Source organism: Candidatus Binatus sp., assembly GCF_036567905.1.
Taxonomy (GTDB): Bacteria; Desulfobacterota; Binatia; order Binatales; family Binataceae; genus Binatus.
Window position 1 is genome coordinate 34,902 of the sequence record NZ_DATCTO010000038.1, and the last position, 25,764, is coordinate 60,665.

Annotated in this window: 24 protein-coding genes; 9 read left to right on the top strand and 15 right to left on the bottom strand. The window is 62.1% G+C overall.

Annotation, left to right across the window (positions count from 1 at the left end):
- Window positions 1-24 precede the first annotated feature (24 nt).
- From kdsA to kdsB, 3 genes are read right to left on the bottom strand one after another with little or no spacing between them, the layout of a single operon-like run.
- Complete coding sequence (gene kdsA / locus VIO10_RS06030; RefSeq protein ID WP_414645319.1) at window positions 25-867, bottom strand: 3-deoxy-8-phosphooctulonate synthase; 843 nt, start codon at window positions 865-867, stop codon at window positions 25-27.
- A complete protein-coding gene (locus tag VIO10_RS06035) occupies window positions 855-2,510 on the bottom strand; it encodes a CTP synthase (RefSeq protein ID WP_331960879.1) in 1,656 nt (551 codons plus the stop codon). Before VIO10_RS06035 ends, kdsA begins: the two co-directional genes overlap by 13 nt.
- Before the next feature lie 19 nt (window positions 2,511-2,529).
- Window positions 2,530-3,258 carry a 3-deoxy-manno-octulosonate cytidylyltransferase gene (gene kdsB / locus VIO10_RS06040; protein ID WP_331960882.1) on the bottom strand — a complete coding sequence of 243 codons (729 nt, stop codon included), beginning with the start codon at window positions 3,256-3,258 and terminating at the stop codon, window positions 2,530-2,532.
- A 272-nt stretch (window positions 3,259-3,530) separates the two neighbouring features.
- Here kdsB and VIO10_RS06045 point away from each other — a divergent pair, with 272 nt between their 5' ends.
- Window positions 3,531-4,391 carry an IS1595 family transposase gene (locus tag VIO10_RS06045; RefSeq protein ID WP_331960885.1) on the top strand — a complete coding sequence of 287 codons (861 nt, stop codon included), beginning with the start codon at window positions 3,531-3,533 and terminating at the stop codon, window positions 4,389-4,391.
- A gap of 222 nt (window positions 4,392-4,613) precedes the next feature.
- Here the strand turns inward: VIO10_RS06045 and VIO10_RS06050 are convergent, their stop codons facing one another.
- From VIO10_RS06050 to VIO10_RS06080, 7 genes are all read right to left on the bottom strand, one after another.
- Window positions 4,614-5,030 (bottom strand): hypothetical protein, encoded by a 417-nt coding sequence (locus VIO10_RS06050; RefSeq protein WP_331960888.1) that lies wholly within the window; start codon window positions 5,028-5,030, stop codon window positions 4,614-4,616.
- A 4-nt stretch (window positions 5,031-5,034) separates the two neighbouring features.
- Window positions 5,035-5,643 (bottom strand): hypothetical protein, encoded by a 609-nt coding sequence (locus tag VIO10_RS06055; RefSeq protein WP_331960891.1) that lies wholly within the window; start codon window positions 5,641-5,643, stop codon window positions 5,035-5,037.
- A 537-nt stretch (window positions 5,644-6,180) separates the two neighbouring features.
- Complete coding sequence (locus tag VIO10_RS06060; protein ID WP_331960894.1) at window positions 6,181-6,306, bottom strand: hypothetical protein; 126 nt, start codon at window positions 6,304-6,306, stop codon at window positions 6,181-6,183.
- Window positions 6,303-7,511, bottom strand: a complete 1,209-nt coding sequence (locus tag VIO10_RS06065; protein ID WP_331960897.1) for a D-alanyl-D-alanine carboxypeptidase family protein — start codon at window positions 7,509-7,511, stop codon at window positions 6,303-6,305. The genes VIO10_RS06060 and VIO10_RS06065 overlap by 4 nt, the downstream gene beginning before the upstream one ends.
- A gap of 89 nt (window positions 7,512-7,600) precedes the next feature.
- Window positions 7,601-8,167, bottom strand: a complete 567-nt coding sequence (locus tag VIO10_RS06070; protein WP_331960900.1) for a tetratricopeptide repeat protein — start codon at window positions 8,165-8,167, stop codon at window positions 7,601-7,603.
- 918 nt (window positions 8,168-9,085) lie between these two features.
- Entirely contained in the window at window positions 9,086-9,811 is a 726-nt protein-coding gene (locus VIO10_RS06075; RefSeq protein ID WP_331960903.1) for a glycosyltransferase family 2 protein, read from the bottom strand.
- A 15-nt stretch (window positions 9,812-9,826) separates the two neighbouring features.
- Complete coding sequence (locus VIO10_RS06080) at window positions 9,827-10,306, bottom strand: flavin reductase family protein (RefSeq protein ID WP_331960906.1); 480 nt, start codon at window positions 10,304-10,306, stop codon at window positions 9,827-9,829.
- A gap of 153 nt (window positions 10,307-10,459) precedes the next feature.
- On the opposite strand from VIO10_RS06080, the gene VIO10_RS06085 reads away from it, so the two are divergent.
- A complete protein-coding gene (locus VIO10_RS06085; RefSeq protein ID WP_331960909.1) occupies window positions 10,460-11,284 on the top strand; it encodes a L,D-transpeptidase in 825 nt (274 codons plus the stop codon).
- A gap of 27 nt (window positions 11,285-11,311) precedes the next feature.
- Window positions 11,312-12,412, top strand: a complete 1,101-nt coding sequence (locus VIO10_RS06090) for a hypothetical protein (RefSeq protein WP_331960912.1) — start codon at window positions 11,312-11,314, stop codon at window positions 12,410-12,412.
- Window positions 12,413-12,830: 418 nt separating this feature from the next.
- On the opposite strand, the gene VIO10_RS06095 is transcribed toward VIO10_RS06090, so the two are convergent.
- Window positions 12,831-12,983: a hypothetical protein gene (locus tag VIO10_RS06095; RefSeq protein ID WP_331960915.1), complete on the bottom strand. Its 153-nt coding sequence runs from the start codon at window positions 12,981-12,983 to the stop codon at window positions 12,831-12,833.
- Window positions 12,984-13,645: 662 nt separating this feature from the next.
- Between VIO10_RS06095 and VIO10_RS06100 the strand changes: the two genes are divergently transcribed.
- The gene (locus VIO10_RS06100) at window positions 13,646-14,824 is read left to right on the top strand and encodes an iron-containing alcohol dehydrogenase (RefSeq protein ID WP_331960918.1); all 1,179 of its coding nucleotides are present in this window, start codon (window positions 13,646-13,648) and stop codon (window positions 14,822-14,824) included.
- A gap of 24 nt (window positions 14,825-14,848) precedes the next feature.
- Here the strand turns inward: VIO10_RS06100 and VIO10_RS06105 are convergent, their stop codons facing one another.
- The 3 genes from VIO10_RS06105 to VIO10_RS06115 form a co-directional block, all read right to left on the bottom strand.
- Window positions 14,849-15,316: a DUF882 domain-containing protein gene (locus VIO10_RS06105; protein ID WP_331960921.1), complete on the bottom strand. Its 468-nt coding sequence runs from the start codon at window positions 15,314-15,316 to the stop codon at window positions 14,849-14,851.
- 40 nt (window positions 15,317-15,356) lie between these two features.
- Window positions 15,357-16,439: a L,D-transpeptidase gene (locus VIO10_RS06110; protein WP_331960924.1), complete on the bottom strand. Its 1,083-nt coding sequence runs from the start codon at window positions 16,437-16,439 to the stop codon at window positions 15,357-15,359.
- A 169-nt stretch (window positions 16,440-16,608) separates the two neighbouring features.
- Entirely contained in the window at window positions 16,609-17,415 is an 807-nt protein-coding gene (locus VIO10_RS06115) for an enoyl-CoA hydratase-related protein (protein WP_331960927.1), read from the bottom strand.
- Between the two features lie 147 nt (window positions 17,416-17,562).
- Here VIO10_RS06115 and VIO10_RS06120 point away from each other — a divergent pair, with 147 nt between their 5' ends.
- The 5 genes from VIO10_RS06120 (at window position 17,563) to VIO10_RS06140 (ending at window position 25,029) form a co-directional block, all read left to right on the top strand.
- The gene (locus VIO10_RS06120; RefSeq protein ID WP_331960930.1) at window positions 17,563-18,243 is read left to right on the top strand and encodes a response regulator transcription factor; all 681 of its coding nucleotides are present in this window, start codon (window positions 17,563-17,565) and stop codon (window positions 18,241-18,243) included.
- 35 nt (window positions 18,244-18,278) lie between these two features.
- Window positions 18,279-19,655, top strand: coding sequence for a HAMP domain-containing sensor histidine kinase (locus VIO10_RS06125; RefSeq protein ID WP_331960933.1), 1,377 nt, complete (start codon window positions 18,279-18,281; stop codon window positions 19,653-19,655).
- A 72-nt stretch (window positions 19,656-19,727) separates the two neighbouring features.
- A complete protein-coding gene (locus VIO10_RS06130; RefSeq protein WP_331960936.1) occupies window positions 19,728-20,987 on the top strand; it encodes a TolC family protein in 1,260 nt (419 codons plus the stop codon).
- Window positions 20,984-21,991 carry an efflux RND transporter periplasmic adaptor subunit gene (locus VIO10_RS06135; protein WP_331960939.1) on the top strand — a complete coding sequence of 336 codons (1,008 nt, stop codon included), beginning with the start codon at window positions 20,984-20,986 and terminating at the stop codon, window positions 21,989-21,991. Before VIO10_RS06130 ends, VIO10_RS06135 begins: the two co-directional genes overlap by 4 nt.
- The gene (locus tag VIO10_RS06140) at window positions 21,988-25,029 is read left to right on the top strand and encodes an efflux RND transporter permease subunit (RefSeq protein WP_331960942.1); all 3,042 of its coding nucleotides are present in this window, start codon (window positions 21,988-21,990) and stop codon (window positions 25,027-25,029) included. Before VIO10_RS06135 ends, VIO10_RS06140 begins: the two co-directional genes overlap by 4 nt.
- Window positions 25,030-25,063: 34 nt before the next feature.
- On the opposite strand, the gene VIO10_RS06145 is transcribed toward VIO10_RS06140, so the two are convergent.
- Window positions 25,064-25,639: a methyltransferase family protein gene (locus VIO10_RS06145; protein ID WP_331960945.1), complete on the bottom strand. Its 576-nt coding sequence runs from the start codon at window positions 25,637-25,639 to the stop codon at window positions 25,064-25,066.
- Window positions 25,640-25,764: the final 125 nt, after the last annotated feature.

The window sequence follows — 25,764 nt, forward strand, 5'->3', positions numbered from 1 at the left end:
CCACACAAACCCGGTTAGCGCAAATCAGTCGGCCTCGCGGGACAGGTGATGGATTCGCTTGAGCGTGTCGAGCAACGCCGGCAGGTCGTCGAGCCGATATGAATTGGGGCCATCGCTGAGCGCGCGGTCGGGATCCTCATGCACTTCCATGAAAATTCCGTCGATTCCCGCCGCAGCCGCCGCGCGCGCCAGCGGCGCTACGAACTCGCGCTGACCGCCCGAGCGTTCGCCGCCGGCGCCCGCGCCCGGAAGCTGCGCCGAGTGGGTCGCATCGAAGACGACGGGGTAGCCGAATCCGCGCATTATCACGAGCGATCGCATGTCGGAGACGAGATTATTGTAGCCAAACGAACACCCGCGCTCGGTCAGAATGATTCGCCGCGTACCGGCCGCCTCGGCCTTCGCGACCACCGCCTTCATGTCCCACGGGGCGAGGAACTGGCCCTTCTTGATGTTAACGGCGCACCCGGTCTTCGCGGCGGCGTCGATAAGATCGGTCTGGCGGGAGAGCAGCGCGGGAATCTGAATCACGTCGACGACCTCGGCCGCGGCCACGGCTTGCGACGGTTCGTGGATGTCGGTCAGCACGGCCACGCCGGCCTCGCGCTTCACGCGCGCCAGAATCTCGAGCCCGGCGATCAAGCCGGGGCCGCGAAACGAGCTGTGACTGGTGCGATTGGCCTTGTCGAATGAAGACTTGAAGACCAACGGCAGCTTGGCGCGACGAGCGATATCAGCCAGCCGGGTCGCGTGGCGGATGCATGATTCGTAGCTCTCGATCACGCATGGACCCGCAATCAGCACGAGTTCCGGCCCGCCAAAAACGGCGTCGCCGGCTTTGACCCGGGCCACGCTCACGAAACCGATCTCAGCTCCCGCACCTTCGGGCTCTTCACCGCAAGCTCCGAGCGGCGCTGTACGGCCGCGCGAATCAAACCGCGAAACAGCGGATGACAATCGAGCGGACGCGACTTCAGCTCGGGATGGAACTGGCAGCCGAGAAACCACGGATGCCCCTTCAACTCCATTATCTCGACCAGGCTGTTGTCGGGTGAAGTGCCGGTCGCGATGAGGCCGACTTTCTCGAGCCTCTCGCGATATGCGTTGTTTACTTCGAAGCGATGGCGATGGCGCTCCGAGATGCGCGCCTTGCGGTACAGCGACGCCGCCAGCGAGCCCGACTTCAGCATGCACGGGTACGCGCCCAGGCGCATCGTGCCGCCCTTTTTCGAGACGTCGCGCTGCGACTCCATGATGGCAATGACGGGGTCGGGCGAGTCGGGCGCGTTTTCGGAGGTGTTGGCGCGCTTGAGGCCGAGCAGGTCGCGCGCCGCCTCGATCACCATCATGTGCAGGCCGTAGCAGATGCCGAGAATCGGCACACCGTTTTCGCGGGCGTAGCGGACGGCGCGAATCATGCCCTCGGTGCCGCGCTCGCCGAAGCCGCCGGGAACGATTATCGCGTGGGCCTGGGCCAGCCGCTCCTCGACGTTTTGCTTTTCGAGCTCTTCGGAATCGACGTAGTCGATGTTGACCCGGGCCTCATTGCTGATCGCGCCGTGCGCGATCGCTTCGTGCAGGCTCTTGTACGCATCCTGCAGGTTGACGTACTTGCCGACCACCGCGACGTTGAGGGTAACTTTGGGATTTTGCGCGGTCTTGACGATTCGCCGCCACTTGGAGAGGTTCGGCGCGCCGGTCCAGATGTTGAGCTTCTCGCACACGCGCTGATCGAAACCCTCGTCGTGAAAACGCAGCGGCACTTCGTAGATCGTCGGCACGTCCGGCGCCGAGATCACGCAGTTCTCCTCGACGTTGCAGAAGTGGGCAATCTTCGCCTTGAGCTTTTGTTCGAGTTGGCGATCGCATCGGCAGAGCAGGATGTCGGGCTGAATCCCCAGGCCGGTCAACTCTTTGACGCTGTGCTGCGTGGGCTTGGTCTTGAGCTCGCCAGCGGTGGGGATAAACGGCACCAGCGTCAGGTGCACGTACAGGACATTTTCGCGGCCGAGGTCCCAGCGGAACTCGCGCACGGCTTCCAGGAACGGCAGGCTTTCGATATCGCCGACCGTCCCGCCGATTTCGACGATGATCAGGTCCGCGCCCTCGGCAGCGCTCAAGATGCGCCGTTTGATCTCGTCGGTGATATGCGGAATCACCTGCACGGTCGCGCCCAGGTAGTCGCCGCGCCGTTCGTTCTGAATAACCGTGTCGTAGATCTGGCCGGTGGTGCAGTTGTTGCGCCGGCCCATCGGAGTCTGCACGAAGCGCTCGTAATGGCCCAGATCGAGATCGCTCTCGGTGCCGTCGTCGGTTACGAACACTTCGCCGTGCTGGGTGGGACTCATCGTGCCGGGATCCACGTTGATATAGGGATCCATCTTCAGCAGCGTGACCTTGAGCCCGCGCGCCTCGAGCAGCGCGCCCAGTGACGCCGCGGCCAGGCCCTTGCCAAGCGACGAGACCACGCCGCCGGTTACGAAAATAAATTTTGTCTTTCCCCGCTCCACGTCGAATCCCTCCCCATCCTCAACGAGTTGATTCAGCCGCCAACGCGCGGGCGCGCGCCAAGTCGTCCGCGGTGTCCACTTCCAGCGAAGGCGCCACCGATTTAACCACTCTGATCGTGTAGCCATGCTCGAGCGCGCGCAACTGCTCGAGCTTTTCCAGGCTCTCCAACACACCCATCGGCAGGGCGGCGAATTTCATGAGGAACTCGCGCCGATAAGCATAAACACCGATATGGCGCAGCGCCGCTTTGGGCATCCCGCCGCCGCGCGCGTGTGGAATCGGACTTCGCGAAAAGTATAGCGCGTTCCCGTCGGCGCCGCACACGACCTTCACCTTGCTCGGATTCGTCCATTCGGCCAGGTCTTCGATCGGCGCCGCCAGCGTCGCCATTTGAATCGACGCGTCGGAGCGCATCGCCGCCGCCAGCGCATCGAGATCCGCCGGAGCGATAAACGGTTGATCGCCCTGCACGCTGAGATAGACGTCGGCGACAATCTTGGATGCGACCTCGGCGATTCGATCGGTGCCGCTCTGATGCGCCGGCGAGGTCATGATTGCTTCGCCGCCGGCCGCGCGCACCGGCGCCGCGATTCGTTCGTCGTCGGTCGCAACGATCACGCGCGCAACCGACTTTGCCTTCGACGCCTGCCGCCACACCCGGACCACCATCGGCACTCCCGCGATCTCCGCCAGCGCCTTTGCGGGCAGGCGGGAAGACGCGTACCGCGCCGGTACGACGGCGATCACTGAGACGTCGGCCAGAAACTTTCTCCGCTGTTCGAGGTTGTCGATCCGAGGGGCACGTACATTGGTAACCGCCCGCCGCGGCGTTTGTCAATTTCGCGCCGTTCGATTGCCAACAACTTCGGCTTCTTACCTCGCCCGTTATTTCAGGCGATTATGCACCCCTTGACTATCATGGTGGGATGCGCTATATTTGATTCATGCGCAAGAACAATCAGGCAGAACACGAACCGAAGCTGATCGTAAAACAGTTGACCCTTGGGGGATTCGACCGCATGTTTCCTGATGAGGATTCCTGCAAGGCGTATCTCCGCGATCAACGCTGGCCGAAGGGCGTCCGTTGCCCACGTTGCGGAAATGAAAAGGTTTACGCGAGCAAGGCGCGGCCCTTTCATTGGCAGTGCACCAAATGCGGGAAGACTCCGCGCGCTCCTTACAGGTTCTCGGTCACCGTCAATACGGTTTTCGAGAACACGAATTACAAGTTGTTGATCTGGTTCAAGGTTCTCTACTTGATGCTGACCAGCAAAAAGGGAATCAGCGCACTTCAAATCCATCGGATGATCGGGTCCGGTTCGTATCGCACCGCATGGTTTATTTGCCATCGGCTTCGCGCCGGATTGGCCGATCCGGATTTTCGCCAACTGATGGGCATCGTCGAGGTTGACGAAACCTATATCGGCGGAAGTGACCGTAACCGGCACGCCAATAAGAAGCATCACAAGACTGGCGGGTGGGATAAAACTCCCGTCATTGGCGCTATCGCGCGCAAGGGCAACGTGGTCTGCAAAATGATCGAGAACGCCGACATGCCCACTATGAGCCGATTTGTGGCCGAAGCGGTTAGTCAGAAAGTGTCGCTGGTCGCGACCGATGAACATAGCGGTTACCAGTATTTGGATCGCTGGCAGGGCTACCCCCATCAGACGATTCGCCACGGCCAAGGAGAATATGTTCGCGGCGAAGTCCATACGAACAATATCGAATCGTTTTGGTCGCTGTTGAAGCGCGGGATCGTCGGCACGTACCACAACGTCAGCAAGAAATATCTGCCGCTGTATTTGAATGAGTTTTCGTTTCGGTTCAACAATCGCAAGGAAAGCGACATTTTCGGGAAGGCGATAGCAGGATGCTGAAGCGACCTGACTGGCGGGCGCTTCAGCGGTCGCCAGCCAGAAAGCCGACGCAATTGGATTTGTTTCCGAGAGCACGGTGCTACACCTGATTGGCGGCAGAAGCTTTGAGCGCGCGCCGCTTCGCGGCTCTGCGTTTCTGCGCCGCATAGTGCGGGTGCGTTTTTAGGTGATACTCGCCGCAGGGACGGCAGAAAAAATGAATGATCTTTTGCTTGTACATTTTCAGCCCCAACGTTCGCGATGTTCTTCCATCTCAGCAATCACGGATTGAAGGGACGCATTTTCGCGCTTACGGACATAGTGGGCACAGTACGCGAACACCCCACACGCAAAGAAAGAGCATGCGGCGACTATTACCCACGGAACCCAAAGCGACGGCTGTTTTGGGTCGTAGGCAAGCTTTGTTTGAATGCCTGCGGACAACAAAATTCCAAACGCGCCACTGGCGAGATTCGAGAGCACTCCGGCGCCGTAGAGTTTGCATTGATCGAGTTCGCCGATCAGCCGCACCCAAGTATTGCGATAGATCACAACCTGCCGTGTCATATCGCCGCTCGGCGGAACCAGGGTGAGGTCGTTACGTATTGTGAGTGGCTTCTCTCCAACAGGCGCGATCGGGGCAGATTCTTCTGTTTGCATCTGCTTAGCCCTCGCTCTGAAGAAGACCCATGATTATGGCATTCAGAAGAATCGTATTGCCGCAGTGACCGCATACGACGGCGACGCACGGGTTGATTCGTGGCGGTTTTTGCAATCCGGGGGTACTTGTCGGAATTTGAGTGAAAGAAGGGCCGATTGCCCACTCTTCGTGATTGCAGAGCGGGCAGGGTCGATGTGCTGGCCAGCGGCTTATAAGCCATTCGTTGGCCGCCGCTAAATCTACTTGACCAGTTTCGAGGGCGGTCTTTTGCGCTTCCTTTAACCGCCTCATCCTTTCCATCAATTCTGGGACCGGCGTATCGTCGGAATACGCCCCAAGTTTTCCTTCCTTCGTTAACCGCAGCACTTCGTCCAGCGATTTCATCCATTCCGCGATCTCGGCAACCTGTTTTCCCACCCCCAACGTCGCGGCGTTCAGGGCGTTCACTTTGGATGCGGCGTGCTTCGTCAGATCTTCGGCCCACTTGCGGGTTTGTTCCCCCGCAGTGGCGTAGCTGTCCAAGAACTTGCGAATGTCTGCGTTCCGTTCCGTGAACGCTCTCAAAAACTCCCCGACCGCTTCGGTTTTCTCTTTGTCTTTTTCGTCTGCCATAGGGCAGAGCATAGACCCAGCACCCGTTGCTAGTCAAGGTCGGCATAATCGCCTTCTTTCACGGGAGAGGAGGCCGAGCGTAGCGAGGTAGGTGAGAGTGCAGCCTGCGCCCGGAAACATTCCGCCGCCATAAACAAACCTACGGCTGTCAATGGGGATGAATTAGTTCAGCCTGACCCCGGCTGATGCAGCGTGCTATGCGTACGCTATGGTCAACCGCCAGGATGTCCCGTACTCACTCGCCTCGCCCGAAATCGGGCGACCCCTGCGTCTGGCAAAAATTATTTTTGACGGAACAAAGCTAGCCATAGAGCGCAGCCGTCCCAAAACCACTACCGATGGTGTGAATTGCTCTCCTCAGCTCTTTTCGATCAGTCAGAATCAGGCCCGTCGCAGTCTTCGGATCGAGAAACTGAACCAGCACCGGCTCGATTGCCGAGACACCGACGATAGTCGCGGGTTTTCCGTCGCGTCACAAACGAACGGGCGACCCGGTAAGGGCCGCCCATCGAAAACAGATCGCGACGCGCGCGCGAACTACTTGCCGCGAATGCGCGTGCGGCGCATCTTGCGCAGCCGTGACTTCGCCTGATGCGGATCGCTCTTCTTCTTGCGCGCAAGTTTGCGATTGCGCCGATTTCGCTGCTTCGAGGCTACCTTCATTGGTTCTCCTGGTTCGGATTATACGACGGCGGCGCCGATGCGTTGTACGCCTCGCCCGGTCCGGTCTGCGGGGCGGCGAACGCTACCGGGCTTATCGCCATCACTTCGGTCATCGCCTGCCCCTGGTTCTGCACGATCACTCGTCCGAGCGGTTCTCCCGTCACGACCGGCCCATCGATTGCCGGCGGTACATCGTACACGAGCGTGACCGCCGAGGCATCGGCCTTCGGCACCACAACTTTGAGATCGCTCGCCGCGACCGGTTGAATCAGCGGGCCCGAACTGACCTGCACCTGGACCGGAAGCGGCTGGCCGGACTTGAGCAGCGGCACCGAGGTGAATTGCTCGAAGCCCCACTCCATCACTTTCGCCGCCTGCGCAAAGCGTTGCTGATTCGACGGGGCGCCGAGAATCACCGCGATCAGCCGCATGCCGCCGCGCTTGGCCGTGCTCGTGACGTTGAACCCCGCCTGAAACGTGAATCCGGTCTTGAGCCCGTCGCATCCTTCGAAATGCCCGATCAGATGATTGGTATTGTTCAGCATGCAGACGCCGTTGTCGAAATCGATCTTCTGCTGGCTCGACCAGCTCAGCAGACTGGTCTCGCGGATGATCGCGCGACCGACCGTGGCCAGGTCGTAGGCGTCGGTGCGATCCGCATCATGGGCCGGACGCGGCGGCAGTCCATCGACGGTCCGATACTGCGTATGCGTCATCCCGAGTTCCTGCGCCCGCTCGTTCATCATGCGGACCATCGCCTCGACCGATCCGCCGATCTTTTCGGCGACTGCGACCGCGGCGTCATTGGCCGATTTGACCAGCGCCGCTTTCATCAACTCGCGCAGCGGATAGACGTCGCCCTGCTTGAGGCCGATGCGCGAGCCGCCGGTATGCGCGGAGCGTTCGGAAATTCTGACCAGGTCATCGTACTTGAAACGACCGGCGTTGATCTGCTCCTGCGTGACCAGCAGGAGCATCATCTTGGCCATCGAGGCCGGCGGCCATTCCATGTCGGCGTTGTACGCCATCAGCACGCGGCCGCTGTCGGCATCCTCGAGCAGCGCACCCTTGTAGAGCGGGGCTCCCGTCGCTCTTGCCGTCCGCTTCGACCGGACCGCCTTATGCCGGCGCGATTGCGCGGTCGCGCCCGCGGGCGACGCCGCGAACACGACGGCCGCGCTCAACATCATTGCCGAGCCAAACAAGACCGCAGATTTTAAATTAACGATTGCCCGCCTCCACCTGCCCAATTCCACCACCGGTTTGTCTCCTGTCGAAATCCGATTCGTCCCGTTCAAGGAATGCGGATGAAACCGCTTGATTCGGGCGCGCCCTTCGAGCCGCTGCTCTTGACGTGTTGCAGAATCGCGAGGTTGGTCCGCGCCGGCGCGTAATCGGGAATCTCACCAACCAGTTCGTTCCATTCCTGGCTCGCCCTGACGTAGTTGCCTTCCTCGGCGTAGATTGCGGCCAGGGTGTTGCGCGCGTCCGGTTGACTCGGATCAATTCGTAGCGACAGTAGCGCTTCCTGCTCGGCTTGTGCGAGCGCGCCGCGCCGCTCGTATGCCAGCGCGAGGTTGAAATGGGTCTCGGGCCGTTCCGGTCCGAGCAGCGCCGCCAGCCGCAGCACTTGAGTCGCGTCGCGAGTCTGCCCGTTTTCGAGGTAGAGCAGGCCGAGGTTCAGGAACAACTGCCAGTCATCGAGGCCAAGGCCGATCGCCTTCTGATACTCGGCGAGTTCCTGGCGATGCTGTCCGACGACGCCGTAGGCGAAACCCAGATGGTAATGCGCGAGCGCGTTGGTGGGATCGTCGCTGATCACGATGCGATGACGGCGGATTGCCTCAGGGTAATCTTCCATACCCAGAAAGTAATCCGCCAGCGGATCGCAAACTTGCTCGTCGTAAGAACTGCTTTTAGCGCTGGCCCGCGCGCTGACCGGCGACTGGAGCACCAGCGCAATCAGAACCAAAAGACAAATGCTCGAACGGCGACAACTCAACAACTTACTATCTCCCGCGTCCCCGCAGGAAGAAATCTGATGTTAGCAGGAATTTTCGCTACAAAAAAACGCGCAGTGTGTTTTTAACGCCGCGAGCGGAAAAAAAAGGCGTCGTGCCAGCCGCGGACCGGATAAATCCGGGTTCACGCGGCTGGCCGGACGCCGGGGGCGAAGCCATCTTTGCCCCCCGATCCTGGGTGGATCGATAGACCTTAAGCGAATCGAACGAGGGCGGCTGCCAATGCAGCCGCCCTCGTGGCTATCAAGCCTGAGCGAAATTACGGAGTAGCGGGAGCGGGAGCCGCCGCGCCACCAGCCGCTGCACCGGCCTTTTCTCCTGCCGCTGCTCCTGCCTCGGCGCCAGCTTTTGAGCCAGCTGCCTCGCCTACGGCCGTCGCCTTCTTGTGGCGACGATGTTTACGCTTGGCCGCCGATGCTACCTTGGCCGGGGCTGCCGCGCTCGCCTCGGCCGCGGGAGCTGCAGCCGGGGCATCCTGGGCGAAAGCCGGCATCGCCAACGCGGCGGCGAAGAAAGCTGCGGAAAGAACTGAAAGGGTGCGCTTCATACTCTTGGATCTCCTTGATCTGGGCGGCCCTTAATGGACCGCAAAGTGACTATTAAGGGTATTGCTATACCCGTGCCATCGGCGTGACGGCAAGATCTCCGTGGAACTACAAGGGAATTTCGCCGGGAGGACGCTCCGCGATGACGCAATCGGTCTATCGTCTATCCGCTTTGCGTCTGCGCTGGTATCCCTTCACGGTCGCCCCCGCCCCCTAACCGCGCGCCCGGCGCTCGGCCCTGAGCTCTCGATAGAGCGCGATTAGCTCCTTAAATGCCCGCGCGACCACTTTGAGATTGGCGCCCGACTGCTCGCCCGTCAGCCGGGGCAGATGCTTCACGTCCACTTCTATTACCTTCGCATTACGGCCGGCCAGCCGCGCCATCAGCTCAGTCGAGATCATCGCGCCATGCGCGCGCAAATCCATCCCCTCGAGCTTCTCGCGCTTGAACAATTTGAAGCCGCAATCGATATCGCTGATCGTGATGCCGAGTAGCACCCGAACCAGCAGGGTCCACGCCTTGCCGTTGATTCTGCGAATCAGAGGGTCGGCACGGCGCACTCGGTGCCCGGCAACGACGTCGTATTGGGGGACAAACGCGGTCAAACGCTCGAGATCTGAAGGATCGAACTGCCCGTCGCCGTCGCATAGCAGCACGTACTGCTTGGTCGCGGCCCGAATTCCGGAGATCACCGCACCGCCGTAGCCTTGGTTGACCTGGTGGCGTACGAGCTTGACGTGCGTATCCTCCGCGGCTAGGCGCTCGGCGATTTCGCCGGTGCGATCGCGACTGCCGTCGTCAACCACGATTATCTCGAAGTCGTCTGCGACGCGCGGCAATTCGGCCAGGTATGAGCGCACGACGCGCTCGACGTTGCCTTCCTCGTTATGCGACGGCAGGAAAACGCTGATTGCGGGGATTCGGGCCGGGGAGCTCACGTTGGGATGGGCGATCTAGTCGCCGAGCTCACGGTATCCGCCGCGGAAAAACAGCAGCGGCTTGCCCTCGCGGGGCGTTTCGGCCTGCTCGACCTCGGCGATGTAAATCGTATGGTCGCCGCCATCGATCGCGTTGGTCACTTTGCACTCGAGATAAGCGAGCGCGCCGTCGAGGATCGGGGCGCCGTTGGCGCCAATTTTGTGACTGACGCCTTCGAATTTGTTGCCGCCGCTGACCGCAAACTTGCGCGACAACGCTTCCTGGTCGGAGGCCAGTACATTGACGGTAAAGATTTTGCTCTCCTCGAAGCAGGGATAGCTCTCGGCCTTCTTGTCCACGCAAACCAGGGCCAGCGGAGGAACCAGCGAGACCGAGGTAAACGCGTTGGCCGTCAGGCCGTGCAGCTCGCCCGAGCTGCGACGCGACGTGACCACGGTAACACCGGTCGCGAAATGACCCATCACGCGCCGCAGCTCGTTCTTTTCGATCGCCATCCAAATCTCTCCGCGGGCGGATGCTATCAGACGATTTTGCCGACCGTCAAAGCGGATAGCGCGGCAGATTGACCCGGCTTGGCGATTGATCTACACACCAAGCGTTCCCAAAATAGAGAATGTGACCGCGATGCTGGAGCTTTGCTGGAGTTGATGGGCCGGACTGTTGGATCGATCGCCGCCGTATTGGTTGCCGCGACCATGGTGGCGATGTGTGCGGCCGAGCCCGTGCGCGCCGAATCCTCGGCGGCGCTCATGTTGCAAGATACGCCGATCACCGCCGGCGATGCGGAGAAAGCGGGCACGATGCCACCGCCTCCGCCCTACGATCCGACCGTGGTGAAATATGTCGATCCGGGGATGCCGACGCCGGAGCCGCCCGATCCTTGGGCCACTCTCACGCCGACGCCGACCGCGACGCCAACTCCTGCCGCGCAGGTGAAAATCGACGGGGTCCGAACCGGTCGCGTGCCGACTCCGGGTCAACTTCTCTTCAAAGCGACGCGCGACATAACTTTCATGGACCCGGTCAGCTGGTCGGTGAATATTTTCAAAAGGCGCCACCAGCTCATCGTCTATTACAAAGGCCGGATGTTTAAGAACTACCACGCCGTGTTCGGGCGCAGCTTCGAGCCCGGCACGAAGCTGTGGGAGGGAGACCGGCGCACGCCCGAAGGCGTTTACACAATCGTCGGGAAGCATCCGAGCCGGCGCTGGGATTGGTTCCTGACGCTGAACTATCCAAACCTGCTTGACCGGCGCCGCTACGAGGAACTGCGCGACGGCGGCGCGGTGCCGAACGAAGACGGCCATCCGCTTGGCGTGGGCGGCAGAATCGGAATCCATGGCACCGACGAACCGGAACTGAACCAGGGCAATATCAACTGGACCACGGGATGCATCTCGGTGGACGACGAAGATGTCGAAGAGCTGAAGCGGCTGCTTCCCGACGGCACGATAGTGATAATCAAGCCCTGAAGGCGGGAAGGAGAGATGCGGGCGGAAGTGATCACGGCGCGGCTACTGATCATACTCGCGTTTATCGGATGCTCATTCGTTGGCGCGAACGCGGGTACGTTGCGGACCTTCAGCGTCACCGATGTAGTCCGAAAGGCGAGCGGCGTCGGGTCGCAACCGGCCGTGATACTGCGTGACGGTACCGTCTGCGCAATCGAGGCAAACGATCATTCGCAATGTACTTCTCTTGGGACTCTTCCCGCTTCGGACGCCAAAATTATTGGCGATAGTCGCACTGCCAACTTCGATGGAGTTTTCAATCTACTCGGCGACGGCGTCCCACAAGTTTTCGTCGATTACTGGCCTCAGTATAACGCCCCGGACTGTCTTGCGCCTTACAATCAAACCCCTTATCGGCCCGGCGAAAAGACAGGCTGCGATGCGATCGCTCTGCTCGTGTATCGCTATTCCGGCGGCGGTTATCAGCGTTACCTGACCTTGAGCGCGCCGACCGAAGGCTACGCTCCCGGCGCATGGTTTCTCGATGAATCTCCTCGTAAAGCGGTCTTCCAAACGCGATGCGGTGGCTCGTCGGGCGAATGCCTTTTCTATCTCGACCTGCACAAACACTCCCTCGAACCGATCAGCGACTACTATTTTCTCGAAGGCGAGCCCGTCTTCGAGGACCTCGACCACGACGGCAATGCGGAGATTTTCATTCCGGCCCGCGGCCGCGACCGCACCGCCGCGCAGGGCGCTGCGATTCTCCGATGGACCGGCACCACCTACCGTGTGTGGTGGCCGGATTGGGAAAGGCCACCCTACGTGATTTATGCGCAGATCGCTCAGGTCGGCGGCGACGGTTTTAAGGAAATCGTCGCGGTACTCGACACCAGGAATGACTCGATATGGGGACCCTCCGCCCGCGAACTAGCCGTATGGAAACTTGCCGCGGGCAAATGGTGCCTCGTTGCGAAAACCACGCTGTCTCCGTCTGACGAGACTGGGTTCCCGCAGCTCGCAGGCGTGATTCGTGAACCGCGTGGCGCTAGGATCCTGCTCACGAACGGCGACGAAGGAGGCACCCTCACCTGCCGCTATCCTGGTCGCAAAATCACCTGCCCCCCATCGCCTCGCGCTGCCAAATAGGGCCAACGCCCAGAGCCTCATTCCGATTCGCTCACGGCACGATAGTGATAATCAAGCCCTAGCGCGCTCCCGCTGCGGCGCGCATAGTCGCCGGTTCAAATCCGGGCGCCTCGACCGCCAACTAAACCCTCACTGCGCTCGTCGCACGAATCGACCAAGGCGTTCTCGGTCGGAGACGGGAATGTGGTTTGCATGGCGCGGTCTATGCGCATAAGATTGTCTTAATATCAGGTACTGGTGGTATTAGGAGGGATTAGCGCGCTTTAAGTCGTACTGGATGATTTCCTCGTCAAGCATAGAGGAGGAGCATATGAACAAGTACGCAGGAAAGCGACGCTGCGGCGCGCACGCGAACTTCGGCGCCGCCGGCGCTCTAGGCGCGACGCGATTAGAGGCGTAGGCCATGATAGCGAGTGCTTTAGCCGCGACTATGATGGTTGCCGGATTGGCGATCGGATGCGCCGCCGTGGACATCCACTTCGACGAGCAAGAGCGTCTTCTCAAGGAAAAGTGCCACCTCAAAAGAAGGTTTCGCGATTGGTACGCGCGATGCGATGCTGGCCGTCGGCATTTCGCAAGATTCGGCGAGTCGGCACGACGTGAGCCTCAGGGGCACGGGCACGCAGCCGTGCTATACCGATTTCGATGACGAAGCCGCCGGGGCGAAATAATCGCTCCGGCAGTTCAACTTCGCCTCGCGATCACAAAAACCGGCCTGCTCACTTTTTTGTGTCGTGCCTCAGATACTAAATGCCCTTGAGGCGCGGGTCGTCGGTGGCAACGCATACGGCGGAACCCGAGCCGATTGCGGCATCTCCAGCATTCTGCTGGCCAGCCAGCCGAGCCGCCTCACATAGATCCGCCTTTTCGAACGACTGCTCATTCGTCCACCTGCTAAGCGGGGCGGCAACATCAGAGCGTTGCGGGCCGATCCACCAGGTCCTGGTTTGCGGCGGCGCCATCAAATACCAGCCCACAAGCGCGAGCGCGACGGCAGTGTGTCGTAGATTCAATATTTCACCTGTCCCTGTAAAAGCGATCAAACGCGGGAGTTACCAATCGAAGGTAGCCGCATGAGTGTTGCCCTGTTCGATCGGCGCTGCAAGCAGTGGAACCCGTGTTTTCGGTAGTGACAAGCACCAAAATATGATTCTGGCTTGTTTTCCGTAGCGATAAGCGCCGGAATATGATTCTCGGGGCCAAGCGAATTTATTTTTCGTCAGGAGAAAAAAATTGGACAAAACCGCTGGCGAGTACCATTTCACGCGACTCGAGACGGTTGTCTTCGGCGTCGGCAAGGCCGAATCACTCGGGCGCGAATTGTCGCGCCGCGGAGCGAAGCGAGCGCTCATCGTGACCGGCAAGACGCTCGGCCGCTCGAAACTGCTCGACAAGATCAAGAATGCGGCCGGTCCCGCGATTGCGGGCGTGTTCGCCGGCGCCGCTCAGCATGTGCCGTCGCATACGGTCACGGAACTGGTGGCAGAGGCGCGCCGCGTCGGCGCCGACGCGATGGTCAGTTTCGGCGGTGGCAGCCCGATCGACACCGTGAAGAACGCGGCGTGGCAGTTGATGGGCGGTCGCGCCGGCTCGCGCGTCGTCGATTTCAGCGCGGCGGCAACCGAGACGGCGGATGCACGCGAGATTCTGCATATCGCGATGCCGACCACGTTGTCGGCCGGCGAGTTCACGCCGGGGGGCGGTGTCACTGACGAATCGACCAGGGTGAAAGGCGGGGTTGCCGACCCGCGCCTGCAGGCCAAGGTGGTCATCCTCGATCCGGCGCTGACGGTCGAAACGCCGGCATGGCTGTGGGCCTCGACCGGGATGCGCGCGCTCGATCACGCGGTCGAGGGTTCGTACTCGACGCGCCATCAGATTGTCACCGACACGCTCGCGGCGCGCGCGATCTCGCTGCTGACGGAGCATCTGTTGCCGTCGCTGCAAACGCATGGCGACGATGAGCTCGAGCATCGCGTGCAATGCCAGCTTGCCGCGTGGCTCTCGATTTTCGGCATGACGAACACTCGCAGCGGAATCTCGCACGCGCTGGGACATCAGATCGGACCGTTCTGGAACGTCCCGCACGGCGTCACGTCATGCATCACGCTACCGCATGTAATGCGCTTCATGGCCGGGGTCGCCGCAGATCGCTTTGGGCCGATCGCGGAAGGATTCGGCGTGCGCTTCGACGCGCGCAGTCCACGCTCGGCGGCGGTGGAATGCGCCGATCGTGCGGCGAAGTTCATCGGCAAGTTCGAGGTGCCGACGCGGCTGCGGGACGTGGGGGTGCCGCGCGAGGAAATTTCGCGAATCGCGGGAACGGTGCTCGAAGAGGTGAAGCGGGCAAACACGGTCGGCGCCGAGGTGACGCTCGAGCAGTTGATCGCGATTCTCGACGCCGCGTATTGAATGCGAAGGGGCGGCGCGCGCGGGCTACCAGAAGCGGACGCGGCCGGTATCGACGTGAACGAATCCGCTGTGCGGATAGTAGCCGACGCCGCCGGCCTGCTGCGCCAACGCGGCGCCGCGAAGCTGCGCGAGGCTCCGTCCCGGCACGGTAATATCGATCGCCTTGCCTTCGAGATGGAGGCTGTGGACGGCGACGCCCTCGCTATGCGCATGGAGCATCGCATTGGTCACGGGCGAGCGGTATCCGGAGATCACCTGGAACGGCTCGGCGGTGCTCAGCCGGTGCTGGATTTGCACCAACAGATCGAGGAGCGCGGGATCGATCGGCTTTACTTCGTTGGCGCGGAAATCGCGCAGGATGTAGTTGACGCGATCGAGCTCGCCGGGAACGTAGTGACCGTCCTGCCAGTAAGTGGTGCTCAGACTTTCGCCGGTGTGCAGATTGTAGAACTTGAGCGAACGGCGCCGAAGCGCGACGGTGGTGCGCGCCATCGCGAGCGCAGGCACAACCAGTTGCGCAGCGGCAATCGCGCTAATGCGGAGGAAGCGCCGCCGCGATAAGTCCGCGCGATGCCCGGATTGCGACTGTGCGTGCTCGCTCACTTGTCGTCGCCGCGATCGGATCTGCTGGCGTTCCCCCTGCGCGTTCGGACTTGAGCGTCACGTCGCGCGCGATTCCTTCCTGGTCGGTTACTACTTCTCCGGCACGGAACCAGTTAATCAGGCTATCAATCCCACCGGCCTGCGCAAGAGCACGCACCGCGTCGATTCCGCCGGTGCCCTTGCGGTAAATGTCCCTCTCGCTCTCGAGGAAAATCCGCCCGTCGTCCAGCCGCGCCAGCATCACAGGCAAGTAGAAGATTTCGCCGCGATCATTCAGATCGACGGCGTTGAACAGCGCTTCGATATCGTTGGGGTGCAACCGGACGCATCCATGGGTTCGGTAGCTGTAAACGCTGATGGGATGATTGGTGCCATGAATCCCGATCACCGGGAAACTCAGCCCGATCCAGTATTTGCCGAGCGGATTGTCGGGTCCGGGCTCGATCTCGTCAATGACCTCCCTGCCCTGTTCTTCCTCTTCCCGCTGAATCGACGCCGGCACGCGCCAGGCCGGATCTTCGCGCATCTGGATCACCTTGAAAGCGCCGATCGGCGTCCGCCACTGCACCCCCGGTTGCCCGATCGCGATCGGATACGCCCCGCTCACCCGGCCGCTCTCGAAATGAAAGAGCATCCGCTGCGGCAGGTTGATCTCGATCAAATCGGATGCTTCGACGGGGACGATATGACGATCGTCGATATGAATCGTGTCGCCGGCATGCAGCTGGTCTGTAACCTGCTTGCCGTTGTCGCGGGCCAATATCCTGGGGCTCTCACCGAATCGCGAACCGATACTTGTAAAGGAGTTGCCCTCGGCGACGATGAAATCGAACTCTCCCCCTGCGATCCGATGCGCAATCGGCGCGAGCGTCGCGATCGGCTCGGCGGAGATCGCCGCGGCAGGGGGCGGTTTTGGGTCCGACGAAGGAGCAGGCGCGGCAGTTGGACTTGCGTCGGACAAAAGAGATGGGCTGGAGCCGGTCGCTGTGAGCGCGACAAAAAGGAATGCCACGACGATTGCGTAGCTAAGTGTTCGAGTAGAAGTCGTCACACTTCAATTGTGACGACTTTTGGAAACCAAGGCCAAAGCAGTTCGTGCGGAAGTGGTCTTGTGGGGACTCTAAAGTCGCAAATCGAACGCAGCTCGCCGTTAATTGAGCGCGAGCAGCGATCTGCGCGGTCTATTTTTTCACTTTCTTGAGCGCCTGATCGACCCCGGGCATCCGCTTGGGAAGCTCTTTGCCTTCCAGCCTGGCGATTAGACCGTCGATGCCGAGCACCATGTGATGCGAATGAGCGTTGCGAATCGCGGTGCTGAAGCCCATCGCGTCCTGCGCAGAATTGACCGCCCACTTGACCATGCGCAGCGTGAAGCGGTCGCTCTCGGCGATTCGATTCGCGAGCGCCATCGTTTCGGCCTCGAGCTCGGCGCGCGGCACGACCATATTGACGAAGCCGAGGCGGCAGGCCTCGTCGGCGTCGACGAAGCGGCTCTGGAAGAGGATTTCCTTGGCCTTGCGCGGGGGCATATCCCACGGGATCGAGAAGTACTGCAAGAGCGCGGGCAGAAACTTGGCGTCGTCGGAAGCAACGACGAGATCCATCGCGGCCGCCAATATCCATCCGCCGAAGATGCACAGGCCCTGCACCTGCGCGATGGTGGGCTTGTCGAGATCGCGCCATCGCAGCGCGTTGTCGAGGAACAGCTGGCGCGAGCGGGCGTACTCGCCGCGCACGCCCTTGGGAAACGGGCGGCGCTGCTGGTCCTCTTTTTCTTCGGGCGTGCCAAGGTCGTGGCCGGAGCAGAAATTATCGCCGGCGCCGGAGAGAATGATGACACGGACGTCGTCGTCGGCGTTGGCGGTGGCGAAGGCGTGGTCCATTTCCTCGAGCAATCGCCGCGACTGGGCGTTGCGATAGCGCGGGCGGTTGAGGATGACCCTGGCGATGCGGTCGTGCTTCTCGTAGAGAACTGTTTTGTCTTCCATGGGCATCCTGTCCCGATTCGATAGTCGCCGCGCCGGCGCCAGCGCGATGTTAGCTCAAGCGGCGGCGGATGGGGCAACGATTAGGCGGTCCGACGGGGTGGGGGCATCGCTTTTTTTGGACGCGCCGCCGTGCCAGCATCGGAGGGTATGAACGCGCTGCGCATTGCGCTGATCGAGGACGAGGCCCGGCTGGCCAACGCGGTCAAGCAGGGACTGGTCGAGGAAGGCTTCACGGTCGAAATCGCCGGGAGTGCCGAGGCGGCGGGACCGATAATCGCAGGCGGCGCGCTCGATCTGATCATCCTGGACCTTGGGCTGCCGGGGAAAAGCGGACTGGAACTGCTGCGCGAGATCCGCGCGGCGGGCAACCAGACGCCGGTGTTGATCCTGACCGCGCGCGGATTGCTCGAAGAACGCGTGGCCGGACTCGACAGCGGCGGCGACGACTATCTGACCAAACCGTTCGCGTTTGCCGAGCTGGTGGCGAGAATCAAGGCGCTGGCGCGGCGTCCGCGGGCGCCGCTATCGGCGGTTCTCAAAGTCGGCGAGCTGGAATTCGACACCGTCAAGCGGCGGGCGAAAATCGGCGAGCACAATCTGAACCTGTCGCCGAAGGAAAAGATGCTGCTCGAATTGCTGATGCGAAACGCCGGGCAGGTGGTGACGCGCGGCATGATCGCGGAGACGGTTTGGGATTCAAATTACAACTCGCTGACCAACCTGATCGAAGTATTCGTCAATCGGCTGCGCCAGAAGATCGATCCGCGCGCCGATCGTTCGCTGATAGTCACCGTGCGCGGAGTCGGATACACGATGCGCGCGGAATGACGCCGCGCGTTGCCGTTGCCGCGCGGCGGCCGCCAATGACGATCAGACTCAGGCTAACCATTTACTGGGCCGCGGTGCTGGCGGCGATCCTGCTGGTCGCGGCGATCGCCGCGGTAAAACTATTCGCGCGTCAGCAATGGAGCGCGCTGGACGCGGCGCTACTGGAAGAGGCCCAAACCACCGCCGATCAAATCCAGCGCAGCGGCGCCTCGAGCGCCCTTGGAATCCTGCAGCACCTGAGTCTGGAAACGGATATCGGGCCCGGCCGGCGCGTACGAATCGTCACCGCGCATGGCGAGCTTGGAAACTACGGCAACATCCACACGATTCCGCCGCCGTTCGATCCGACACTCCCCACCCACCCGGCGATTGTCGGCAACCGCGCCTCCAGGTTCGCGGTCGTTCCGATGATGTACGACGGCGAGCTCGCGTACCTGCAAAGCGGGGTGCAGGCGGGCCTGGTTCAGGAATCGGTTGACAGCCTTCGCAACCTGCTGCTGCTGATGGTGCCGATCGTGCTGCTGCTTTGCGTCGGTGGAGGATACTTGCTGGCGGGCCGGGCGCTGCGGCCGATTGAATCGGTGACGGCGGAGCTCGACGCGATTGGGCCGGCCAATCTGGGCTCGCGGCTGACAGTCCCGCCGGTGGCCGACGAAGTCGCTCGGCTCACGGAAGTCATCAACGCGCTGCTGGAGCGCCTGGAACGCGCGTCGGCTACTGAGCGCCGTTTCGCGTCCGACGCCGCGCATGAACTGCGGACGCCGCTGGCGGTGCTGCGCACGGGGCTGGAAGTAGCGCTCGCGCGCGAACGCTCGGCCGAGGAAAATCGCGCCGCACTTGGGGCGGCGCATCGCGAGGCGCTGTCGCTGTGCAGGATTGCCGACGAACTGCTGATGCTGTCGCGGCTCAACGGCGAAGTAATGGTCGATCGGCAGCGGCTGAATCTTCGCGCGCTGCTGAGCGAGATAGCGGCGACGGTCGGACCGCTGGCGCAGGCGCGCGAGATAAAGCTTTCGGTCAACGCGCCCGAGGACGTTTTCGTCAATGGCAACGCGGCGCATCTGCGCCGCCTGGTCGTCAATCTGCTCGACAACTCCCTGAAGTTCACGCCGGCCCAGGGATCGATCGAAGTCGGGCTGAGGAGCGATTCGAATCGGGCGATTATCCGCGTCGTCGACAGCGGGGAGGGGATCCATCCGGCGGAACTGCCGCATATTTTCGATCGATTTTTTCGTGGCGCAGGGTCGCCCGGCGAAGGCAGCGGCCTGGGCTTGAGCCTGTGCCGGGAAATTGTGCGGGCGCATGGCGGCGAGATCGCAGCCGCGAATCTTCCCACCGGCGGATGCGCGTTCGTCGTGACGCTGGCGCTTTACCGCGACGATCCGAACCGGGCGACCGCGCCGCTGCGCTAGTCGCCGCTTCTCAATTTCAGCTTAACGTCCATTAACTTGGCCGCTTGGCAAGCCGCTGTTACTCTTTCGTGAATGGAGCAAACTTGCCGCAACCTATCTGCGGCGGTGCTCGCTGCCGCGATCCTGACCTGGGCTTCGGTGGCCACCGCCGCGACCATTACTCTATCCGACGCGATCGATCGGGCGCTGCGTCTGGCGCCTTCGGTGGACGTCGCCGCTGCGGCGAGCGATATGAGCGCCGCGGACGTGCGCGGGCAGCGCGCTCCGCTGTTTCCGACCGTCCGGGCGGGAGCAGAGTACTACCAGGCGCCGGGTTACGATCAGGTCATCACCAACCGCGGACTTTCCAGCGGTCAGCTGACGCTCGATTACACGGCGTGGGACGGGGGACGGCGCCAGGCGCGGCTTCGCGCGGCCGAGTATATGAGCGAAGCCTCGCGGCTGGGGGTGACAGTGGCAAGGGCGCAAATTGTCTTCGATACTTCGATCGCCTACTTCGATCTACTGCGCGCGCGCGGAGAGCAACGGGATTTGCAGGCCAGCCTCGAACGGCTGACTCGCTACGTCACTACGATCGAGCAGCTCGAAAAAAGCGGGCGCGTAATCACCAATGACGTGCTGAAGTTCCGCACCGCGCGCGACAGCGCCGAGCTTGCGCTCGACGCCGCACGCGGCAATAGCCAGCGCGCGACGGCGGCGCTGGGCATTTTGATTGGCGAGCCCAATCAGGCCGACCTCGACCTCGCGGGCATCAGCGGATTTCCGCCGAAACCGTCGGGCGATCTCGCGCAATGCCCCGTGATGCAGGCGGCGAACCGCGAGATCGCGTCGGCGAGCTCGCAAATCGAGGCGGCGAAGGCCGAGCGTCTGCCGACGTTCCAGGTCGCCTTCACAACCGGATTTCTCGGTGTCGATCCGCGTCCGACGATCTCGCACAACTTTGGCGGCTCTTACGACGGCGTGGTGTCGATCCCGGTGTTCGATGGCGGCTTGATCTCATCGCACATCGATCAGGCGAAGGCGAAAGAGCATTCGGCGACAGCGCAGGCGCGGCAGGCCGAGTACCTGCTGAAGCGGCAAATGGCAGACGCGTCGATTCGCTACGACCAGGCGCAGCGGCAGCTCGATCTCCTGTCGCGCGCGCAGCCGACGGCGGACGACAACTTCGCACTGACGTGGACGCGCTTTATGGGCGGCGGGACCGCGACGATGCTCGAGGTGCTGGATGCCTATCAGCAGGCCGAGCAATTGCGGCTCCAGCGCCACGCCCAGGAATTCAACGCGCGCGAGGCGGTAGCGGAGACCAACCTGGTTTTCGGCCGTATCGAATGATGAAGCGCGCGGGTTGGCACAGTTGCGCAAGGACGATCTTCGCGGCGGCGATCGCCAGCGCGTTGATTGCAGGATGCGGCGGCGCAAAGAAAGGCGACAGCGAAGGCGCGGCGCAGCCCAATCCCGTCCTGTTGGTGAGCGCGGCCAGGGCCGAAGTCCATCCGATGACCAGCGAGCTTCGGCTGCTCGGAAAGACGGTCGCGATGCGCCACGTGATCATACGTGCGCCCACCGCGGGGCGCGTGATGGGAATGAAACTCGCCAGCGGCGATTCGGTGCGCAAGGGCCAGATCGTTGCGCAGGTTGTCAATCGCGAGATGGAAGCGGCGGAGGCCGGGCTCGAGGTCGCGCGCAAGATCGATCCGCACGACGCTGCGGCGCTGAGTGCGTCGGTCGGACGCTACCATCGCAGCGCCGGGATCGCGGTGGTTGCGCCGGAGTCCGGGATTGTCTCACAACCGCCGGTCACCAGCGGCCAAATGGTTGCCGACCTCGATACGCTGGTCGATCTGATCGATCCGGCGAGCCTCTATGTTGATACGTCGGTGCCGGTGAACCAGCTCTCATTGGTGAGGCCCGGGATGGCCGCAACGGTGACGACTCCGTTTCGTCCCGGGGTTGAGTTTGCCGCGCGCGTCGCGGCGATCCTGCCGAATTTCGACGCGGCCAGCGCGAGCGCGTCGGTGCGGACGGATTTCACCGGCCCGGAACGCATCGCGGAGGCGGGCGCGCCGGTTGAGGTGCGGGTCGAGATTGCGGATGCGCCGGACGCAATCGTAGTTCCGGCCGCCGCGCTATTCCAGGATCAGGGCGCGGATCGCTACCACGTGTTTGTAATCGGTGCCGACGGGCGCGCGCATCGCACGGACATAAAGGTCGGGCTTCGCGATCGCGACTTGGTCCAGGCGACCGCCGGAATCAAAGCGGGGGACCTGGTCGTGACTTCGGGCGGCTATGCGCTGTCCGACGGCCTTGCCGTTCGCGTCGCGCAGGGAAATCAATGAAGCGCAGCAACTCGACCCTCGCAGTGCTGTCGGTGCTGGCGGCCAGCGTGCTCGGAATCATACTGGCGGGAACAATTCCGAGCGCGGTATTCCCGGAGATCACGTTTCGGCGCGCGACAATTCTCGCCGACAGCGGCGATCTGCCGGCGGAACAGATGCTCGCGTCGGTCACCCGGCCGCTCGAGGAAACCGCCTATAGCGTGGTCGGGGTCACGCTGGTTCGATCGACGACGACGCGCGGCAGCGCCGAGATAGACGTCACGTTCGGCGAAGACGTCGACCCGCAAATCAGCTTCCAGATGCTGAGCGCCGCGGTCGCGCACACGCGCGCGCAACTGCCGAGCGATACGGCGGTCGATGCGATACTGCTGACAACCGGCACCTTTCCGATCGTCGATCTCAGTCTGAGTTCAAAGCTTCGCAGCCTGCCCGAACTGACCGACATCGCAAACTATGACCTCGTTCCGAGCCTGCATCGAATCGACGGCACCTACCGGGTCAGCGTAGTCGGCGGCAAGTATCGCGAATTCGTGGTGCGGCTCGATCCGGCGCGGATGCTGCAGCATGACATGTCGCCGGGCGACGTCGTCGCGGGGCTGGCGAAGAACAACGTGATCGCGTCGGCGGGCCGGATGAACGAATCGCACCGGATGCTGCTGACGGTGGTGACGACCGACCTGCATCAAGCCGGCCAGATTGCCGCGGTGCCGCTCATGGCGACCGGCGGTCAACCGGTACGCGTCAGCGACGTAGGTTCGGTCGAACTTGGAATTCAGGAAGACTACATCCGGGCCGCGTCCGAGAATGGAGCGGCGGTGCTGGTGGGAATCTCGCGGCGGCCGAGCGGTAACACGGTCCAGATCGCGGCCGAGGCGCGGCAGATGCTCGACGAGTTTCGCCATCGCTATCCCGACGTAAAGTTCTCGATCTCGTACGATCAGTCCGAGCTGGTCACTGAATCATTCAACAGCGTGCGCGATGCGATCGTACTCGGACTCGTGCTGGCGGTGCTGGTGGTGCTGGGATTCACGATGAGTCCGCTGAGCGCGCTGGTCGCGGCAGTCGTGGTGCCATGCACGATTGCGATCACGTTCATCGTAATGAAGGTTGCGGGACTGACTTTCAACATGATGACGCTGGGCGGACTGGCGGCGGGGATCGGACTCTTCATCGACGACGCAATCGTGATGATCGAAGCGATTCATCGCGAACTCGCGGCCGGCCAGTCCGCCGGCAGCGCGGTGGGAGAAGCGCTCAAGCGCTTGGGGCGGCCGCTGTTCGCCTCGACCATGACGGTGATCGTTGTATTCGGGCCGCTGGTTTTTATTTCGGGCATAACCGGGGTTTTCTTCCGCTCGCTGGCCGCGACGCTCGGCGGGGGACTGGCCATTTCGCTGGTGCTCGCGATCTACTTCACGCCTGCGATGGAACTGGCGGTTGCGCGGTTTCGCGGGCGCGCGCGCGAAGCGGGGCGAATCTATCGCGGCGTTCAGGCGGCATTTCTGACGGCGATCCGGCCCTTCATCCGCATTCCTGCGCTGGCAATTCCTGGTGCGATCGCTTCCATGCTCGTTGCGTACTTCGTTTACAACAGTATCGGCACGGACTATCTGCCGCCGCTCGACGAAGGCGCCTTTATCCTCGACTACATCACCCCGCCCGAGAGCACGCTCGCCGACACGCAGGCGATGCTAGGCCGGATCCAGCAAACCCTGCGCGCAACGCCCGAGGTCGCGGCATTTTCGCGCCGCACCGGCACCCAGCTTGGCTTCCAGCTAAGCGAGTCGAACACCGGCGACTTTTCGGTCCGCCTCAAGACCAACCGCGCGCGCGGAATCGACGAGATTATCAATTCGGTCCGTGACCAAGTGCTCGCCTCCGTTCCCGGCGTGCATATCGAATTCTCGCAGATGCTCCAGGATCTGATCGGCGACCTGTCAGGCACGCCGCAACCGATCGAGGTCAAAGTCTTTGGCGCCGATCAGAAAACGATCGAGGCGACCGCGCGGCAAGTGGCGGACCGGATGCGCTCGATCCATGGCCTGGTGGACGTCTTCGATGGAATCGTGCTGAGCATCCCGGAGCAGGCAGTCGTGGTCGATAACACTTCGGCGGCGCATTACGGACTGAGCGCCGATGATATTCGCGCCGCGCTCAGTTCGGTGATTCAAGGGACGATTGCCACCAACGTGCTGTCGGGCGATCGGCTGGTCGGCGTACGCGTGCGGTACCCGGACTCATTTCACGAGGATCTCGGAACTCTGTCGCAGGTGATTCTCAAGTCGAGCACGAATGCGCGCGTCCCGCTCGCGTCGGTCACCAAGATCAACTTTCTTGGCAAGACCGGCGAAATCGCGCGCGAGCGCCAGCGTCCCGTCGTGCATGTCACGGCGCGGCTGGAGGGTATCGACCTGGGCACCGCGGTCAAAGAGGTCAAGCAGAGCCTGGCCGCGATGCCGCTGGCGGCGGGAGTATCGCTCGAATACGGCGGCCTGTACGCTCAGCAACAGCAGGCGTTTCGCGAGCTCGCGCTGGTGCTGGTGGCGGGGACGATCATGATGTTCCTGATTCTGGTCTGGGAGTTCGCGCGACTTGCGCCCGCGATCGCATGCCTGGTCGCCGCGATGTCGTGTCTTGCCGGCAGCTTCATCGCGCTCGCCGTGACCGGCATGACGCTGAACATCTCATCGTTCATGGGAATCATCATGGTCGCGGGAATCACCGCAAAGAACGGCATCCTGCTGCTCGACCATGCCGAGCGTGAGGTCGGCGCTGGCGCACAACCAGGCGCGGCGCTGTTCGATGCGGCGACCGTGAGGCTGCGCCCGATCATCATGACCACGCTCGCCACCGCTGCGGGCCTGTTCCCGCTTGCGCTCGGCTTCGGCGCAGGCGCCAAGGTTCAGCAGCCGTTGGCGATCGCGGTGATCGGCGGACTCGCGTTCGGGATGATTCTTTCGACTCCACTGGCAGGTGGAATCTACCTGATGGGTACCCGCGGCCGCGGCCGCACCGAAGCTCGCTACTTGCAGGAATAGGCAGACCGCGCCAGCCCCCGGGATCAAACCGCGCTCAAACCACCCCGGGCCACAAACGGTAGCGCACCCGATCCATGTAGCGACGGTACTCGGGGTCCGCGCTCAAATGTACTTCTTCCTGATTGATTCGCCAGACCATAAAGGGAAGCGTCGTCGCGATCAGCATAATGTTGCGGCCGCTCGGATAGGACATCGCATAGCCAATCGAAAGTATCAGCCATCCGAAATATATGGGATGACGAACCCATCGAAACGGCCCCTTCAACACAATTCCACGGTTCGCCGGCAATATACCGAAGCTGCGGCCCATATAGACGCGCGCGACCTGGGTCAGCACCACGCCGAACAACTCGAAAATAAGCCCGGTCGTCGCGAGCGCGCCGATCGACAGGTTTGCCGGACGCATGAAACACGGGAGGAACAGCATGCCGCCGGATGCGGCGAGCGTGCGCAGATTTACCGCCGAGGTGCGCGGGACAAATCGCGCGAACGACATGACGGCCATGATCGCGGCGCCCGTCAGCCATACCACGTTTGCGGCTCCCGCCAGGCTGAAGCTGAGTTCGCGCGCGGCCGGCAGCGTCGCGAGCAGGAACGATACGCCGAGCAAACAGTCGCCGAGAGCATGCCTTAGGCCAGCGGTTGTGACATACGGTCGTGAAACCGCGACAGGCGCGGAAATGCGAACGCCAACTGCTTCCATGAATATATAGTGCGCTCCTCGTACTATACCAA